Here is a 16,319-nt window from a genome sequence, read left to right as displayed (position 1 = left end):
CCTCCCCTTGCCAAGGGGAGGGTGCGCGACAGCGCGGGTGGGGTGTATTTCATCTGCCTGAGAATTGCTATATTTATTCTTACTAATTCTTAAATTATTATATAATTTAAGACTAAATTAATTAAGGCGTTTTTTATAAACATGATAAGATAGCTATTTAATCTAGATTAGATTGTTTAATTAAAATTTCGCTGTAATATGTTTTCTGAAAAAAATTTAAAAATAACCAAATATCTATCTGTTTTTCTCAAAAATATTGAGGATATTAATATCCAAAAAGGACTTGATGATTTGCAGATTTATAGTTTTCAAGGTATCCGCCACATTTCAGAGGAAGTGTTTGCCAATCATCAATACTTATCAACTTTTATCAAAAATGTTCAGGATTATATTGAATCAACCAGTTTAATTGAAGAAGACTCAGAAATTGCCTGCGATTTTTTTAGTACCTTTTTGTACAATATATTTCTAAGTCGAAACCCAGAGAATCAATTTGTTATTCAGTCTCGTTCTAAGACAACTATTAAGGAAAAAATATCCGTTTTTTTTTACTCACAAGAATTTTTAGAAAAAACAGCAAAATCCTTAAAATTTGAATCCAAACACCAAAATTATAATAAGGACAATATATTGATAATAGGTAATTGCCAAGCAGAAGAATTATTCAAAATTCTAAGTGTCTTTCAGGCTAAGTTTAATTTTTTTGTTTTATCTGTACTACAGGAATTAAGTCAATCATTTACAGATGATTTTTTAGTAGAAAGTCTGGCTCAAAGATATAAATTTATCCTTACTCAAGAACTTTTTGATGAAAAACAATTTGGCAAGCTAATAACAGCTAATCTTTGTAGACTAGTCCCAGAAAAAGTTATCATTTTGCCCAATATTTCTTTTCGAGGCCTTCATCCTGATTTAGTTTATTTCAAAAATTATTCATCGCCCTTTATGGATTATCACTCAATGATTGCTCTCAAGCTCCATTACAATAAAATAACGACAGAATATAATCATCATCTATGCAAAAATATTAAGATGTGTATTAGTTCACTAAAAAAGGATAAAATATTCATGAGTTCTTTTTTAGAGTTAATGAATAGAGACAAGAGATGGAATGTCAAAATATTTGATTTTATTAGCAATAATTTAATTTTTTTACCGCTATTGTTGAGTATTAATCATCCTACAACGCTATTAATAACTGAAGTTTCTAGACGAATCTTCAATTATTTAGAACTAAGTGATAATAACTATTCTTTACCTAGTTCAGAATTTATTCTCACTGATTGGATGAATGGGCCTATTTGGCCTATCTACAATGAAATATATCGATATTTTGGCTTACAATATAGCACTCCCAAAATTTTTCAGTTTAAAGGTTTATATAAATATGGTTTAACTATTGAAGAATTCATTAATCTCAGTATGGATAAATATAACGAAATTAAAGATGAAGAATTTATTGCTGTATACAATGAACTAGGAATTGCTGAAAATTTTTATTAGGGTTAATGCGATCGCTTTTATTTTTCAGTCATATTTGATTTGGAGAAAAAAACTCAGCACACCTCGGTTACTTCTTTTATTGTTCCCTGTTACCTACCTACACAATTAATTTCAATAATCAATTCGGATTCCTATATATTTAATTGTTTGCTAATTCTGATAACTTTTGAAGTACAGCTTGGGCATGACCTTTAGCTTTTACATTGGGCCAAGCGTAAGCAATAATTTTATCTGGTGAAATCAGAAAAGTTGACCGAACGATTCCCATATATTCTTTGCCCATAAACTTTTTTAATCGCCAAGCACCATAGGAATCTGCTAGTTGATGTTCTGGGTCACTCAACAGAGTAATTGATAAGTTATGTTTGGTAATAAACTTACAATGAGACTTACCAGAATCGGTACTTACACCTAAAATCTTGGCTCCTAATTGGCTAAATTCAGAATTTAGTGCGGTGAAATCTTGAGCTTCTGTGGTGCAGCCAGGGGTGTCATCTTTGGGATAGAAATAAAGGACAATCCATTGGCCACTAAAATCATCGAGGCTAAGTAAATTGTCATTTTGGTCAGGTGTGGAAAAAGTAGGTGCAGGCTGTCCAACTTGGGGGATATTGCTCATGAGGTACTTATAAAAATAGCGATCGCCTCAAAATTTTACCGGAAGAGACGAATTTTCTCTATATACCCACCCTACAGTTATTGAGAATAAGACAAAATATAAGTTCAACAACCCAACTATCAGAATCACTATTCAATGCTACGTGAATTTACTAGCCGCGATGAATTGATAGCTTATCTGCGCGAACAGTTTCCGCAAGCCGCAGAACGTGACGACCACATCAGCAATACTATTGGCGGACGCAAAGCTGCCGAAAAAGCATTACAAAAAATCGACCCAGCTACCTACAGTAAAACCCGGAACTTCTTAACAGGTGCAGTTACACAACTTTCACCTTACATTCGCTATGGAGTTTTGAGCCTAGCAGAAATCCGCAATTATGTACTGGATAATGTAAAACAGCCAGAGGATGCCACTAAACTAATTAACGAATTAGGCTGGCGGGATTATTGGCAGAGATTGTATGCCAAACTAGGTAATGGCATCTGGCAAGACCAAGAAGAATATAAAACTGGTTACACAGCCTCAGAATATGCCCCCGAATTACCCGCAGATATTAACGAAGGTAGCACCCGTAGAGTTTGCGTCGACAGCTTCAGCCAAGAATTGCACGAAACTGGCTACTTACACAACCACAGCCGGATGTGGTTAGCCGCTTACATCGTGCATTGGAGGCGTATCCGTTGGCAAGCTGGCGCTAAGTGGTTTTTAGCACATCTTTTAGATGGTGATCCTGCCAGTAATAATATGTCTTGGCAATGGGTAGCCAGCACTTTTAGCCATAAACCATATTTTTTCAACCGTGAGAATTTAGAACGCTACACTAACAGCATCTATTGCCAAAAATGTCCTCTATATGGACATTGTGACTTTGAAGGTAGTTATGAAGAATTAGAACAACGGTTGTTTCCTCAAGGGGAATTTACCAAAAAACCAAATAGTCAAAGTTGGCAACATGGTAAGAAAGGGAAAAAATGAAATGAATAAACCCATTATTTGGATACACGGCGACTGTCTCAGTCCATCCAACCCGGCATTTCAAGAATATCCCGATGCCCCAGCAATTTGGGTTTGGGATGATGCTTTAATTGCGGAATGGCAACTAAGCCTGAAACGCATCGCCTTTATTTATGAATGCTTGCTAGAGTTACCAGTAGAAATTCGTCGCGGTAATGTTGCCCAAGAAATTTTAACCTTTGCTCAAGAGCATAATGCCAATTTAGTGGTGACAGCCGCAAGCCCCAGCCCCAGATTTGATGATATCTGCGATGAAATAAAACGTTCTTTGAAGTTAGAAATATTAGCAGTCGAACCATTTTTTGAATATGACGGCTATATTGATTTAAAACGCTTTTCCCGCTATTGGAAAGTTGCAGAAAAGTACGTTTTTGAATAAAGTTTGCCACCGCTGGCCTCTAACCTCTAAGGTGATAAGCGCTCAATTTTCCAATTACCATCATCTAACCGAGTATAAAGCAGGCGATCGTGCAATCGGCTAGGACGACCCTGCCAAAACTCAATTTCGGAAGGTATAACTCTTAACCCCCCCCAATGAGGAGGACGGGGAATCTCCTGATTTTCATATTTACTCTGAAACACCTGCATTCTTTGTTCTAAAAGTTCTCGGCTTTCGATAACTTCACTTTGCTGAGACACCCACGCACCAAGGCGACTCTGAGACGGACGACTCTCAAAATACCCATCTGACTCAGTTTCCGAAACCTTTTCTACATGACCACAAATTCGCACTTGGCGTTCTAATTCTGCCCACCAAAACACCAAAGCCGCTTGGGGATTTTCTGCGAGTTCTTGACCTTTTTGACTGTTGTAATTGGTAAAAAAGACAAAGCCTCGTTCATCAAAGTCTTTCAGTAGAACCATTCTCGCCGCAGGTTTAGCATCTGGTGTTGCAGTCGCTAAAGTCATCGCATTGGGTTCGGGTAATTGCGCCGCTAATGCCTGCTCAAACCATTTTTTAAATTGTATAAATGGATTGGGGTCAACTTCAGTTTCAGTTAAGTCTTGTAATGTGTAGTCTTTGCGGAGGTCAGCTATGGTGGTGTTCATCGTCATGTATTTCCTCTATAACAGATACACTTATACAGGGCTTTGTTAAAAATATCTATAAATCATGGCTCGTATCAATGCCAGTTTCCTAAATTTATTCCCTAACTATCTAGATCGTTAAATCCAATGCGCCGTTCAGCCTCTCTACAAACTCTGTTATTTTACGGTTTGAGCGGCCCGATTATCGCTCTCAATGTTGGGCTGCTATCGGTACTTTTTAGTTATTTTAAGCATCCCATAACCATTGTGAGCGTTGCGGCGATTTTAGCTTTTTTACTAAATTACCCAGTGAAGTTTTTTGAGCGCGCTCGCATCACGCGGACACAGGCAGTCATCATAGTGTTGCTGGTGACATTAACTTTGGTGGCGATTTTAGGCGTTACCTTAGTCCCGATCCTCATTGACCAAACAATTCAACTGTTGAATAAAATTCCTGACTGGTTAACTGCTAGTCAATCAAACCTCGAAAAGCTTGAGGAATTTGCCAAACGGCGACATTTACCTTTAGATTTACTTCGTGTACTGAGTAATCAAATTGCTACTAGTATTCAAAGTTTAGTGCAACAGTTGGCTTCTAGTGCGGTGGGTGTTGCCGGAACTTTGGTGTCAGGATTATTAAATCTTGTATTAGTGGTTGTTATGGCATTTTATATGCTGTTGTATGGCGATCGCGTCTGGTATGGTTTGATTAACCTTTTGCCATCTCATATTGGCATACCTCTAACAATATCTTTACAGCTAAATTTTCAAAGATTCTTCTTAAGCCAATTATTACTTGGCTTATTCATGATATTGACTCTCACTCCGATTTTTATTGGTATGAAAGTTCCTTTTGCCCTATTATTTGCCATACTCATCGGCTTATCAGAACTAATTCCCTTTATTGGCGCGACACTTGGCATTAGTTTAGTCACACTTTTAGTCATGCTGCAAAATGGCTGGTTAGCAGTGCAAGTTGCTTTAGTAGCTATTTTTATGCAACAAATAAAAGATAATCTCCTAGCCCCCAAATTACTAGGTGACTTTATTGGCCTCAATCCAATTTGGATTTTTGTCTCTATTTTGATGGGATTTGAAATTGCCGGATTGTTGGGTACACTTGTGGCTGTTCCCATCGCCGGTACTATTAAAGGCACCTTTGATGCCATCAAGAGTAACAAAGGAGGTAATTTTGTATCAACTGTTACTATTCCCCATAACCCACCAAAAGACCAGAGAAATTAGGAAGGAGGGAGTGGGAAGTAGGGGAAGAATGTTTTAGGACTTACGCAGACTCTACGATTTCTTGGCGTTCTCGGCGACTTGGCTGTACCCTGCGGGAAGCCGCTTCGCGTCTACGATAAATTAAGCTTTTTGGGAATTTTTGCGTAAGTCCTGTGTTTACTCAGCACTATTAAGTTATTTTGCTGAAACAGCAGTATAAAAACCTAATGATATATTAGTTTGTCCATAAATAATTAAATTCACTAGACTACTTTGCTGGGATTTGTTTCACCGACCTCAAATGACAACTTCCATAATTCGGAAATCAGAATGGATGCTTCCGAGCTATTAGAGAACATAACACTCCTGATTGACCAAGCTGAACGAGGGGAAATAGACCCTTGGGATGTCAAGGTAATAGAGGTGATTGACCGTTATTTAGAATTTATGGCACCGGAGGCAACAACAAAAGGCTATGAAGCCGATTTATCGCAGTCTGGACAAGCTTTTTTATCTGCATCAATGCTGGTGTTATTCAAAGCAAACACCTTAATGCAGTGGTCAACTGCCGAAGATGTCCAAGAAATTCTGGAAGATGATGGCCTGACTGATATGGAAAACGGCCTCTTACATCAGCGTCGTTTGCCATTAGAGTTGCACCTACGCCGCCGTTCATCGGCAATGCCACCGCCTAAGCGCCGTGTCACCCTGCAAGAATTAATTGAGCAATTGCAGCTGATGGCAAATCAGCTAAAGCTTGTCCAGAAAGTTGATAAACCTATTCGTGTGAAGCGCCAGCCCAGTGTCCGAACTATGCGACAGGCGCTAGAATTGGCTCACCAAGAGAATCTGACAGAGGTAGCCGGGGAACTGGAGGAGGTACTGCGTTTTGCTGCTCAAAAATTAATGCAAGAACAAAATTATGTTAGCCTCGAACAGCTTGTACAATTGTGGTCTCAAACGAAGAAACCTCACGAAAATGGTTCTAGCCACCAATCCGAACATAGTCACCTAGTTGGCGTTTTTTGGGCTTTACTGCTTTTGTCTGCTCAATCTAAAGTTGAGCTATTTCAAGAGGAATTTTACCAAGAGATTCAAATTCGCCTAATTACAGATGCAGCTAACATCCCACAATCAGTAGAACAACCAATAAACTAAATTACTAGTTCATACTAAAAATATTATGTAATTTACCCAAACACACCAAGGCTTATTTTTTAAGTTTTAGCAAATTTAAAATATGAGCGATGTTTAGGTTGGGCTATGTCTACGCTTGTAGTCTATCTCTCGCTATGGTTGCGATAACCAGCAAATTACTGTTATCCCTGTTTCTAGGAGTTACTTAGACCAGAAATCAAAACTGATGATTAAGTATCACTCGTTGAAAGTAAACTGGCTTGTGGTTGAGGAATAAATTTTATGAAAGCGATGATTCTCGCGGCGGGTAAGGGTACTCGCGTTCGTCCAATTACCTACACGACTCCCAAACCAATGATTCCCATCCTGCAAAAGCCAGTGATGGAATTTTTACTGGAACTTTTGCGTCAACATGGTTTTGACCAGATTATGGTCAATGTTAGCCATTTGGCTGAAGAAATTGAAAACTATTTCCGCGACGGTCAGCGGTTCGGTGTCCAAATTGCCTATTCTTTTGAAGGCAAAATTGATGATGGTAAATTAGTCGGGGAAGCAATTGGTTCTGCGGGAGGAATGCGACGCATTCAAGATTTTTCACCGTTTTTTGATGATACTTTTGTTGTATTGTGTGGTGATGCTTTAATTGACTTAGATTTAACATCTGCCGTGAAGTGGCATAAATCCAAAGGGGCAATTGCGACGATTATTTCTAAATCTGTTCCCCTAGAAGAAGTTTCTAGTTACGGTGTTGTTGTCACCGATGAAGATGGTCGTATTAAAGCTTTCCAAGAAAAACCTTCAACAGAAGAAGCCCTCAGCACCAACATCAACACAGGGATTTACATTTTTGAGCCGGAGGTATTTAAGTACATCCCCTCTGGTGTGGAATATGACATTGGTAGTCAATTATTCCCAAAACTCGTCGAAATTGGTGCGCCTTTCTACGCCATTCCAATGGATTTTGAATGGGTAGATATCGGTAAAGTTCCAGACTACTGGCGGGCAATTCGCGGTGTCTTGCTGGGTGAAATCAAAAATGTGCAAATTCCTGGGCATGAAGTCGCCCCTGGTATCTACACTGGCTTAAATGTGGCTGTGAATTGGGACAAGGTGGATATTACTGGCCCTGTTTACATCGGCGGTATGACCAGAATTGAAGACGGGGCAAAAATCGTTGGCCCAGCCATGATTGGCCCAAATTGCTGGATATGTAGTGGTGCAACAGTAGATAACAGTGTAATTTTTGAATGGTCGCGCTTGGGGCCGGGAGTGCGCCTAGTTGATAAGTTGGTGTTTGGTCGTTATTGTGTGGATAAGACTGGCGCAGCAATTGATGTACAGGCTGCTGCTTTAGACTGGCTGATTACCGATGCTCGTCAAGCACCACCAGTCCATACTCCTCTAGAACGGCAAGCAATTGAAGAGTTGCTAGGGACAAACGCGAGTTAGTTAAGAGTCAATAGTCATTTGTCAATGGTCATTGGTGAAAAACCATTGACTTTAGACTATTGACTTTGGGCTATTGACTATTCAAATACGTGTATCGTCTGAGACTTTGTTCGTAAGTTTGCATGAGCCGTTGAGATTCTGCGAGGGTAATGCGTTTTTCTTCTAAGGCTTTCTCGCAGCGCTGGCGGATGTGTTCCACCATATCTTCTGAGTCATACTGCACGTAGCTGACTACTTCACTCATGGTGTCGCCTTTGACGACGTGTTGAATTTGGTAGCCTTTGGGTGTGAGTTGAATGTGAACCGCGTTGGTGTCACCAAACAAGTTGTGCAGGTTGCCCATGATTTCTTGATAAGCGCCATTGAGGAACATCCCCAAGTAATACGGTTGGCCTGGTTGGTAGTTGTGCAGTTCTAGAACTGATTTGACATCACGTAGGTCAATAAAACGGTCTATTTTACCATCACTGTCGCAGGTGAGGTCTGCCAAAATTCCTCGCTGTGTTGGTTCTTCATCAAGGCGATGGATGGGCATAATGGGAAATAATTGGTCGATCGCCCAACAATCTGGTGCTGATTGAAACACCGACAAATTGATGTAGTAGATGGAAGCCATGATTTTTTCTAGGTCTTCCAGTTCGTCGGGTACGTAATCTTGCTGTCTGGTAATGTCGAGAATTTTTTTACAACAAGCCCAGTAGAGGCGTTCGGCTTTAGCGCGTTCGCGTAGGCGCAAAATGCCTAAGTTAAAGCGGCTGATGGCTTCTTCTTTAAATTGCGTCGCGTCGTGGAAAAACTCTTGGTAATTTTCTTTATTGATTGATTGGTAAGTTTCCCACAGGTAATTGATGATTGGCGATTCTCCTTCTTGTGGGGGTTCGGGAGAATTAAGGGGGACATCGCTGGTACTGAGAACATCAAAAATCAGTACCGATTGGTGGGAGGCGATCGCTCTGCCACTTTCACTGATCAGTGTAGGTACGGGAATTTGCCTTTCTGTACAGGTATCTTTTAACTCTGCTACGATATCGTTGGCATAGTTTTGCATATTGTAATTTTTGGAGGCGTAGAAGTTGGTTTGGGAACCGTCGTAGTCTACACCCAAGCCACCGCCAACATCGAGATATTTCATGTCTGCTCCCAACATCGCCAACTCTACATAAATCCGGCTGGCTTCTTGGATGGCATCTTTAATCACATTGATTGCAGAAATTTGCGAACCGATATGGAAATGTAATAACTGCAAAGAATCCATTAATTCGGCTTCGCGCAGTTTGTCTACAGCTTCGATAATTTCTGGCATTGTCAAACCAAACTTGGCGCGATCGCCGCTGGAAGTTCCCCAGCGTCCCATTCCTTGGGTGCTGAGTTTGGCGCGGACTCCGAGAATTGGTTTAATCCCCAACTGGCGATTAGCAGCAATTACTAAATCAACTTCTTCAATCTGCTCTAAAACGATAATTGGGGTTTGCCCTAGTCTTTGGGCTAACATTGCCGTTTCGATGTATTCCTGGTCTTTGTAGCCGTTGCAAATTAACAATGCTCCGGGGGTATCCAATAAAGCCAGGGCAATCATTAATTCTGGCTTGGAACCAGCTTCTAAACCAAATTGATGGGGTTTACCAAACCGGACTAGATCTTCAATTAAATGCCGTTGCTGGTTGCATTTAACAGGAAATACACCACGGTAAACACCAGGGTAGTTATAGCGGGCGATCGCTTTGGCAAAACAAGCGTTTAATCGCTCAATTCGGTCTTCCAAAATGTCGGAAAAGCGAATTAGCATGGGTAGCCCTAAATTCCGTTGTTTTAAGGCATTGACCAACTCAAACAAGTCTAAAGAACCCCCGCGATCGCCTTTGGGAGAAACAGTAATATGACCAGCTGCGTTAATCGAAAAATAAGGTTGCCCCCATCCTTCAATGCGGTATAATTCCTCGCTATCCTCGATTTTCCAGGTGCGAGGTAAATCGCTTGCGGTAGTGCTTGGTGGTAATAACTTTTTTTGTTTGTGATTTTTCACTTCAGATTTATGCCCATTAGACGGTAGTTGTACCACCTCATCAGATGTAGCAGTTGACTCAACACCCATTTCTGACCTCTGTGTTTCACCCACGAATAAACAATTTAACTCATTCACCTGCTAATGGATATGCACCCAATGATGATTTCTGAGATAAACTCTGATTGGTCGTTAGTCAAGAGTCAAGCGTTAAGAGTCAATGGTCAAAAACTTATTGACTTTGGAATATTGCCTCTTGACTAAATAAAAATTTTATTAAGTTTTGGGAGACAGCTTTGGAACGCACATTTTTAGCTATTAAGCCTGATGGCGTACAACGTAAACTAGTTGGCGAAATTATCCGTCGGTTTGAAACTAAGGGTTTTACCCTGGTGGGATTGAAGTTTCTCCAAGTGAGTCGAGAATTGGCTGAACAACATTATGATGTTCACCGGGAAAGACCCTTTTTTGGTAGCCTAGTTGAATTTATCACTTCCGGCCCGGTTGTAGCGATGGTTTGGGAAGGTGATGGTGTAATTGCTTCTGCAAGAAAAATTATTGGGGCAACTAATCCATTAACATCAGAGCCAGGTACAATTCGCGGCGATTTTGGGATCAATATCGGACGCAATTTAATTCATGGTTCTGATGCTCCCGAAACTGCTCAACGAGAAGTTGCTCTGTGGTTTAAAGATGAAGAACTAGTTAATTGGCAACCACATATATTCCCTTGGTTGCACGAATAGAAGAAGGCAAAAGTAAAAAAGTAAAAGGTAAAAGTTTTTACTTTTGCCTTTTACTTTTAACTTTTTACTTTACTTCTGTTTTTTCTGGTTCTGCTTGGGGTAATGAAGGAACAGTTTTCTTAGAAAAGCCCCAAGCTAAAATTATGGCGATCGCACTAATCATTAACCATTCTGGTGGGACTAAATCATCGTTGATGACTTTTAAGAGCAAACGCAAACCCACAAAGGCTACAGTCACATAACCTGCGTCTTCTAGATTGGCATATTCATCTAACCAGCGAATAAACAAGCCAGCCATGAATCGCAGTGTGATAATCCCGATAGTTGCACCAGTTAGTACTAACCATCTTTCTTGGGAAACGGCGATCGCTGTTGTGACGCTATCTAAAGAAAATGCCAAGTCTGTAAAGGCAATTACGGGTATGGCTTGTAAAACAGTTTTAAACCTCGGCCCGTGATGGTGAGAGTCTGATGTTTCTTCTGAGGTAAAGTGTTGGAACACCAGCCATAACAAGTAAGCAGCACCTAAAAGTTCAAATTGCCAAAAATTTTGTACCCAGGTGGCGGTCAAAATTAAGGAAATTCGCAACACATAGGCAATAACTAAACCAAAGTTTAGGGCTTTACCTTCGAGTTCTTTGTCTTCTAATCCTTGGGCGATCGCGGCGAGGGCGATCGCATTATCAGCGGATAGAACTGCTTCTAAAAACACCAGAATTAGCAGAACTATCGGGGCTTCTACGCTGACATGAAAATGGAGATAATCAAATATGCTGTCTAGCATTCCGGGTTTCTCAAGCAGAAAAATAAAAACTATATAGAATGTTTCTTCTATAAAAAAGCGCAATTAATCGCTACTCTTATCCAGCTTAACTTGTAGAGGCTGCATAATGTTAGCGATCGCCACTGAATCTTGGGACGATTCTGGGTAAATGTATTTCATTATACACAAATTTCGGCAATTTTCTGGCTTTTTTAGACTTTCACAGGACTTAAGCACCGAAATTGTCTGTGAGGATTGGGTGTAGGAGTGTAAGGTTTGTGAATACCTATACCCCTACACCCTGCTCTAAAACCTTAATTTTCCGTTTTTTACGTAAGTCCTATTTCACTACAGCCACTGAAAGAATTTGTCTAAAAGCTGATTGGCTAAATTCTCAACTTTTACATGATCTGCATCATCGTCAGCTAACAAGTTTTTGACCGCAGATAATCTGTCACTCGCTGCAATAATTCTTTCACATTCTGCTAAGTTAACTGCAAAATCAAACAGTGATTTTTGCTTTAATTGCTGTCTTACCTGGACAGCTAATATATCATTACTAACTAAAAATTCTTTAATTGCATCTAATAAATGATTACCTAAAATCTCATCATTTCCCCAAGTTTCTAGCCAATCTCCATCAACATCTTCAACATATATATGCACAAAATCTAAACCATAAGTTAGCCAATCTTGTTGCATTTTCCGTGCTGTTGCTAATGCTTGGGCAAATTTGTCTAATTGTCCTTCGTAGCTTGCAGTTTCACGTTGGTTAGGCATAAAAGCTGTGATAAGCAGTTAATTGGATGAAATACATCAAAAAATTAAGCAAATTTTAGATATTTGCCGTCAGCAAGATAATCACTGTTATACAAAGCAACGTTGACTAACTGATTAATGAAATTAGCATCTTTGGGATTATAACTAACAAACAAGCCTCTTTCTATCTCCCACAAGTTAAGTGTGTTTTTCCAGTCATGATACTTTTGATTACTTAGTTCTTGCGAAACACTGGTAATTTGAATACATAGCGGTTGATTGTTCCGACTGCTAACAATTAAGTCTGTTGCCATAGAGAGGTCGGCAATATATCGCTGCCAAAAACTACCTTCTCGACTGACAATATCTTGAGCTATTGATTTAATAATATCATCATCAACTTGATTAAATTCACCGGACATCAATTTTTGCTTCCAAATATAAAATTTAGAGTCAGTTGCATTAATCCACTTCGGGAAAAGATAACCATACCAATACCGTTCATTCGGTGTCATTTCGGCTAATTTGGCTTGTTGTTCGGCGGCTGAAGGTAAGGATTTAATTAATAGCCAAATAGTAGAATCTGTAATTACTTCTAAAAGAAACGCCAGCACGAATGGTTTAGCCGTCAGGGAACCTAATTTAATATCTTTGACCCAACGATTAATTTCATCTAATTTTTTCGCTAGATTTGGATCTATCGATGATGACTGCTCAATCAGTGATTGTAACTGCTCCTTAATCTCTTTAGCTTGCAAATGATGCCCTACTTTGGTCAAAAATACTGAGTTTATTTAAAAAAATGCCCTTAACTTCATCATGCTATTAAATATTCTCCGGGTCAATACCCTGAATGGGTCAAAGTCCACAATAGTAGGCTGACATATCAGCGATCGCTCCCAGAACTAGGTTCACTTTAGCAAAATCCTCTGGTGCTAATGCCACCCTAGCTGACGAACTTAATGAAAATCTAAACACTTTCTGGCAAATCTCCGTTAACAATATAGTTCAGTGTTAGAAGTGCATTCATAGTTTTATGTCACAGCCAACTATAGAATCAATCCTACAAGAGAAGCGTTTATTCCATCCGGCTGCGGGATTTTCGCAGAACGCCCAGATTAAAAGTTTAGAAGATTACCAACAACTTTACGACAAAGCCAAGGCTGACCCGGAAAAATTTTGGGCAGACTTAGCCGCAACTGAGTTGCATTGGTTTGAAAAATGGCACACTGTTTTAGATTGGCAACCACCGTTTGCTAAGTGGTTTGTCGGCGGTAAGATTAACATTTCTTACAACTGTTTAGATAGACATCTGACGACGTGGCGCAAAAATAAAGCGGCGTTGATTTGGGAAGGTGAACCAGGGGATTCCCGGACTTTAACATACGCCCAATTGCATCGGGAAGTTTGCCAGTTTGCCAATGTGCTGAAGCAACTGGGAGTGCAGAAAGGCGATCGCGTGGGTATTTATATGCCAATGATCCCGGAAGCGGCGATCGCGATGTTAGCTTGTGCAAGAATTGGCGCACCCCATAGTGTAGTGTTTGGTGGCTTTAGTGCCGAAGCATTGCGCGATCGCTTAATTGATGCCCAAGCTAAATTAGTTGTTACGGCTGATGGTGGTTGGCGTAAAGATGCGATCGTACCTTTGAAAGAACAAGTTGATAAAGCCTTGGCTGATGGCGCTGTCCCTTCTGTAGAAAACGTCTTGGTAGTCAAACGCACCGGACAAGATGTTTATATGCAGTTGGGCGGACGTGACCATTGGTGGCACGATTTACAAAAAGGTGTCTCGGCTGATTGTCCGGCGGAACCAATGGACAGCGAAGATATGCTGTTTGTACTTTACACTTCGGGGAGTACAGGGAAACCCAAGGGTGTTGTGCATACCACTGGCGGTTATAACTTGTACACCCATATCACCACGAAATGGATTTTTGACTTGCAAGACACCGATGTTTATTGGTGTACTGCGGATGTGGGTTGGATTACGGGACATAGTTATATTGTTTATGGCCCTTTATCCAACGGTGCAACCACGCTGATGTATGAAGGTGCGCCCCGTGCTTCTAATCCCGGCTGTTTTTGGGATGTAATTGAAAAATATGGCGTGAATATTTTCTACACTGCACCAACGGCAATTCGGGCGTTTATTAAAATGGGTGAACACCATCCCAACAAGCGCAACTTGTCTTCATTACGGTTGTTGGGAACCGTCGGCGAACCAATTAACCCCGAAGCTTGGATGTGGTATCACCGTGTAATTGGTGGCGAACGTTGCCCGATTGTGGATACTTGGTGGCAAACTGAAACTGGCGGAATTATGATTACACCCCTACCGGGGGCGATTGCGACTAAACCGGGTTCGGCGACGCGTCCCTTCCCTGGAATTTTGGCAGATATTGTCGATTTAGAGGGTAACTCTTTACCTGATAACGAAGGCGGTTATTTAGCAATACGCCATCCTTGGCCGGGAATGATGCGGACTGTTTACGGTGATCCTGACCGCTTCCGCCGCACCTATTGGGAACATATTCCGCCGCAAGATGGCAAGTATACTTACTTTGCAGGCGATGGTGCGCGACGGGATGAAGACGGTTATTTCTGGGTGATGGGACGGGTAGATGATGTGTTGAATGTTTCGGGACATCGTTTAGGGACAATGGAAATTGAGTCAGCTTTGGTTTCTCACCCAGCGGTTGCAGAAGCGGCGGTAGTGGGTAAGCCAGATGAACTCAAAGGCGAGGATGTTGTGGCGTTTGTCACCTTAGAAGGTAGTCATCAAGCCAGCGAGGAGTTGAGTAAAGAACTGAAAAAACACGTTGTCCAAGAGATTGGTGCGATCGCCCGTCCCGGAGAAATCCGCTTTACCGATGCTTTACCCAAAACGCGATCAGGTAAAATTATGCGGCGATTGTTGCGTAACCTAGCAGCCGGACAAGAAGTTTCTGGTGATACTTCAACATTAGAAGACCGTGGCGTATTAGATAAATTGCGCGAAGGTGCGTAAATCAGTAGGGGAGCCAGTGCTTTGCGGAGGTTCCCTCCGTTATAGCAACTGGCGTTGTGTTGTCGCGTAGCGCAACGCACCATCTGAGATTGCGGTGCGTTATGAACGTTAGTTCTAACGCACCCTCCTAGTCCAAGATAAAATCATCGTATATGGCTGAAAGCTGAAGTAAAGCAGGCCAATCACTTAATTCAAATGTCAGAACAATGCTAGAAATAAGCAAAAATTACGTGATGGATGAAAATCAGCAACCTATTGCTGTACAAATTTCTATTGCTGACTTTGAAAAAATCGAAGAAATATTAGAAAACTGCGGCTTGGTAAAGTTGATGGCAGAATCAGAAAGCGATGAACATCTGACTAAAGAAGAAGCATTGAAATATTACCAGTGCTTGAAGAAAAAGAATGTGGCAAATTGAATATACTAAAAGCTTTTTAAAGGAATTGGCAAATATGAAAGCATACGAATTTCCAGCTAATATTACTGTGGAAGGAAAAATAGAATTACCAGATTTGATTTTGCAACAGTTAGCAAATCAGCAACAGGTAAAAGTAATTATCCTTGTTAATGAACCTACAGAAGAAGAACAAGAGGAAGCAGCTTGGCATCGTCTTGCAGCCGAGCAATTATTAAAAGGCTACAGCGACGATGATGCTATCTACGACACGATTTAAGCAATGCAAAATTATCAATCTGGCTCAGTTATTTTGCTCAAATTGCCTTTTTCTGATGCAGTAACATTCAAACTTCGTCCGGTATTAGTAATTTTAGATACAGGAGATGATGATGTTATTGTCGCGCGGATTACAAGTCAAATTAGTCAAACGATTTTTGATATTGAAATTATAGAATGGCAGTTAGCAGGTTTAATGCGTCCTTCGGTAGTGAGGCTGCATAAGATAAACACTGTAGAAAAACGTTTATTAGAACGTCAATTAGGAATTTTCCAACCCCAGGATTGGGAAACAGTACGTCAACGCATTCAGCAAATATGGTCTTCTATTTAAGAAGAGAAGAGGAATAATGAGAAATTGCCCTATCTGATGATGCGATCGCTGCG

The 16,319-nt window shown here is 40.6% G+C and carries 17 protein-coding genes; 11 read left to right on the top strand and 6 right to left on the bottom strand.

What is annotated here, in order from left to right; genetic code table 11:
* Positions 1 to 198 precede the first annotated feature (198 nt).
* On the top strand, positions 199 to 1,503 hold the full coding sequence (locus IQ244_RS18250; RefSeq protein ID WP_193896593.1) for a WcbI family polysaccharide biosynthesis putative acetyltransferase: 1,305 nt from the start codon (positions 199 to 201) through the stop codon (positions 1,501 to 1,503).
* A 139-nt stretch (positions 1,504 to 1,642) separates the two neighbouring features.
* On the opposite strand, the gene bcp is transcribed toward IQ244_RS18250, so the two are convergent.
* Positions 1,643 to 2,122, bottom strand: a complete 480-nt coding sequence (bcp, locus tag IQ244_RS18245) for a thioredoxin-dependent thiol peroxidase (protein WP_193896591.1) — start codon at positions 2,120 to 2,122, stop codon at positions 1,643 to 1,645.
* A 135-nt stretch (positions 2,123 to 2,257) separates the two neighbouring features.
* Between bcp and IQ244_RS18240 the strand changes: the two genes are divergently transcribed.
* Both IQ244_RS18240 and IQ244_RS18235 read left to right on the top strand, forming a co-directional pair.
* The gene (locus IQ244_RS18240; RefSeq protein ID WP_193896589.1) at positions 2,258 to 3,100 is read left to right on the top strand and encodes an FAD-binding domain-containing protein; all 843 of its coding nucleotides are present in this window, start codon (positions 2,258 to 2,260) and stop codon (positions 3,098 to 3,100) included.
* Position 3,101: 1 nt separating this feature from the next.
* Positions 3,102 to 3,518 carry a hypothetical protein gene (locus IQ244_RS18235; RefSeq protein WP_193896587.1) on the top strand — a complete coding sequence of 139 codons (417 nt, stop codon included), beginning with the start codon at positions 3,102 to 3,104 and terminating at the stop codon, positions 3,516 to 3,518.
* Positions 3,519 to 3,544: 26 nt separating this feature from the next.
* Here IQ244_RS18235 and pdxH read toward each other — a convergent pair whose 3' ends face one another.
* Positions 3,545 to 4,189 carry a pyridoxamine 5'-phosphate oxidase gene (pdxH, locus tag IQ244_RS18230; protein ID WP_193896585.1) on the bottom strand — a complete coding sequence of 215 codons (645 nt, stop codon included), beginning with the start codon at positions 4,187 to 4,189 and terminating at the stop codon, positions 3,545 to 3,547.
* Between the two features lie 126 nt (positions 4,190 to 4,315).
* On the opposite strand from pdxH, the gene IQ244_RS18225 reads away from it, so the two are divergent.
* From IQ244_RS18225 to IQ244_RS18215, 3 genes are all read left to right on the top strand, one after another.
* Complete coding sequence (locus IQ244_RS18225; protein ID WP_193896583.1) at positions 4,316 to 5,413, top strand: AI-2E family transporter; 1,098 nt, start codon at positions 4,316 to 4,318, stop codon at positions 5,411 to 5,413.
* Between the two features lie 309 nt (positions 5,414 to 5,722).
* Positions 5,723 to 6,550, top strand: a complete 828-nt coding sequence (locus tag IQ244_RS18220; protein ID WP_193896581.1) for a segregation/condensation protein A — start codon at positions 5,723 to 5,725, stop codon at positions 6,548 to 6,550.
* Positions 6,551 to 6,811: 261 nt separating this feature from the next.
* Entirely contained in the window at positions 6,812 to 7,978 is a 1,167-nt protein-coding gene (locus tag IQ244_RS18215; protein ID WP_193896579.1) for a sugar phosphate nucleotidyltransferase, read from the top strand.
* A gap of 70 nt (positions 7,979 to 8,048) precedes the next feature.
* On the opposite strand, the gene speA is transcribed toward IQ244_RS18215, so the two are convergent.
* Positions 8,049 to 10,070: a biosynthetic arginine decarboxylase gene (gene speA / locus IQ244_RS18210; RefSeq protein ID WP_193896577.1), complete on the bottom strand. Its 2,022-nt coding sequence runs from the start codon at positions 10,068 to 10,070 to the stop codon at positions 8,049 to 8,051.
* Positions 10,071 to 10,276: 206 nt separating this feature from the next.
* Here speA and ndk point away from each other — a divergent pair, with 206 nt between their 5' ends.
* Positions 10,277 to 10,726 (top strand): nucleoside-diphosphate kinase, encoded by a 450-nt coding sequence (ndk, locus tag IQ244_RS18205; RefSeq protein WP_193896575.1) that lies wholly within the window; start codon positions 10,277 to 10,279, stop codon positions 10,724 to 10,726.
* Between the two features lie 64 nt (positions 10,727 to 10,790).
* On the opposite strand, the gene IQ244_RS18200 is transcribed toward ndk, so the two are convergent.
* The 3 genes from IQ244_RS18200 to IQ244_RS18190 all read right to left on the bottom strand — a co-directional run bounded on the left by IQ244_RS18200 (position 10,791) and on the right by IQ244_RS18190 (position 13,006).
* Positions 10,791 to 11,510, bottom strand: a complete 720-nt coding sequence (locus IQ244_RS18200) for a TerC family protein (protein ID WP_015113140.1) — start codon at positions 11,508 to 11,510, stop codon at positions 10,791 to 10,793.
* Between the two features lie 327 nt (positions 11,511 to 11,837).
* A complete protein-coding gene (locus IQ244_RS18195) occupies positions 11,838 to 12,269 on the bottom strand; it encodes a hypothetical protein (RefSeq protein ID WP_193896573.1) in 432 nt (143 codons plus the stop codon).
* A 44-nt stretch (positions 12,270 to 12,313) separates the two neighbouring features.
* Positions 12,314 to 13,006, bottom strand: coding sequence for a hypothetical protein (locus tag IQ244_RS18190; protein ID WP_193896601.1), 693 nt, complete (start codon positions 13,004 to 13,006; stop codon positions 12,314 to 12,316).
* Positions 13,007 to 13,284: 278 nt separating this feature from the next.
* Here IQ244_RS18190 and acs point away from each other — a divergent pair, with 278 nt between their 5' ends.
* The 4 genes from acs (at position 13,285) to IQ244_RS18170 (ending at position 16,266) form a co-directional block, all read left to right on the top strand.
* Complete coding sequence (acs, locus tag IQ244_RS18185) at positions 13,285 to 15,258, top strand: acetate--CoA ligase (RefSeq protein WP_193896571.1); 1,974 nt, start codon at positions 13,285 to 13,287, stop codon at positions 15,256 to 15,258.
* Positions 15,259 to 15,464: 206 nt separating this feature from the next.
* Entirely contained in the window at positions 15,465 to 15,677 is a 213-nt protein-coding gene (locus IQ244_RS18180; protein ID WP_193896569.1) for a hypothetical protein, read from the top strand.
* Positions 15,678 to 15,711: 34 nt separating this feature from the next.
* Complete coding sequence (locus IQ244_RS18175; RefSeq protein ID WP_193896567.1) at positions 15,712 to 15,933, top strand: hypothetical protein; 222 nt, start codon at positions 15,712 to 15,714, stop codon at positions 15,931 to 15,933.
* Positions 15,934 to 15,936: 3 nt separating this feature from the next.
* A complete protein-coding gene (locus tag IQ244_RS18170; RefSeq protein WP_193896566.1) occupies positions 15,937 to 16,266 on the top strand; it encodes a type II toxin-antitoxin system PemK/MazF family toxin in 330 nt (109 codons plus the stop codon).
* The last annotated feature ends 53 nt before the right edge of the window (positions 16,267 to 16,319 follow it).

It is taken from the genome of Nostoc sp. LEGE 06077 (genome assembly GCF_015207705.1).
Taxonomy (GTDB): domain Bacteria; phylum Cyanobacteriota; class Cyanobacteriia; order Cyanobacteriales; family Nostocaceae; genus Nostoc_B.
Note: the sequence above shows the minus strand (reverse complement) of the source record. Positions and strands in the feature narration are given on the sequence as shown.

What these genes read in the sequence shown, in the direction of transcription:
- IQ244_RS18250 (WP_193896593.1), top strand. Translation starts at nt 199, where the DNA reads ATGTTTTCTGAAAAAAATTTAAAAATAACCAAATATCTATCTGTTTTT.
- bcp (WP_193896591.1), bottom strand. Translation starts at nt 2,122, where the DNA reads ATGAGCAATATCCCCCAAGTTGGACAGCCTGCACCTACTTTTTCCACA.
- IQ244_RS18240 (WP_193896589.1), top strand. Translation starts at nt 2,258, where the DNA reads ATGCTACGTGAATTTACTAGCCGCGATGAATTGATAGCTTATCTGCGC.
- IQ244_RS18235 (WP_193896587.1), top strand. Translation starts at nt 3,102, where the DNA reads ATGAATAAACCCATTATTTGGATACACGGCGACTGTCTCAGTCCATCC.
- pdxH (WP_193896585.1), bottom strand. Translation starts at nt 4,189, where the DNA reads ATGAACACCACCATAGCTGACCTCCGCAAAGACTACACATTACAAGAC.
- IQ244_RS18225 (WP_193896583.1), top strand. Translation starts at nt 4,316, where the DNA reads ATGCGCCGTTCAGCCTCTCTACAAACTCTGTTATTTTACGGTTTGAGC.
- IQ244_RS18220 (WP_193896581.1), top strand. Translation starts at nt 5,723, where the DNA reads ATGGATGCTTCCGAGCTATTAGAGAACATAACACTCCTGATTGACCAA.
- IQ244_RS18215 (WP_193896579.1), top strand. Translation starts at nt 6,812, where the DNA reads ATGAAAGCGATGATTCTCGCGGCGGGTAAGGGTACTCGCGTTCGTCCA.
- speA (WP_193896577.1), bottom strand. Translation starts at nt 10,070, where the DNA reads ATGGGTGTTGAGTCAACTGCTACATCTGATGAGGTGGTACAACTACCG.
- IQ244_RS18200 (WP_015113140.1), bottom strand. Translation starts at nt 11,510, where the DNA reads ATGCTAGACAGCATATTTGATTATCTCCATTTTCATGTCAGCGTAGAA.
- IQ244_RS18195 (WP_193896573.1), bottom strand. Translation starts at nt 12,269, where the DNA reads ATGCCTAACCAACGTGAAACTGCAAGCTACGAAGGACAATTAGACAAA.
- acs (WP_193896571.1), top strand. Translation starts at nt 13,285, where the DNA reads ATGTCACAGCCAACTATAGAATCAATCCTACAAGAGAAGCGTTTATTC.
- IQ244_RS18180 (WP_193896569.1), top strand. Translation starts at nt 15,465, where the DNA reads ATGCTAGAAATAAGCAAAAATTACGTGATGGATGAAAATCAGCAACCT.
- IQ244_RS18175 (WP_193896567.1), top strand. Translation starts at nt 15,712, where the DNA reads ATGAAAGCATACGAATTTCCAGCTAATATTACTGTGGAAGGAAAAATA.
- IQ244_RS18170 (WP_193896566.1), top strand. Translation starts at nt 15,937, where the DNA reads ATGCAAAATTATCAATCTGGCTCAGTTATTTTGCTCAAATTGCCTTTT.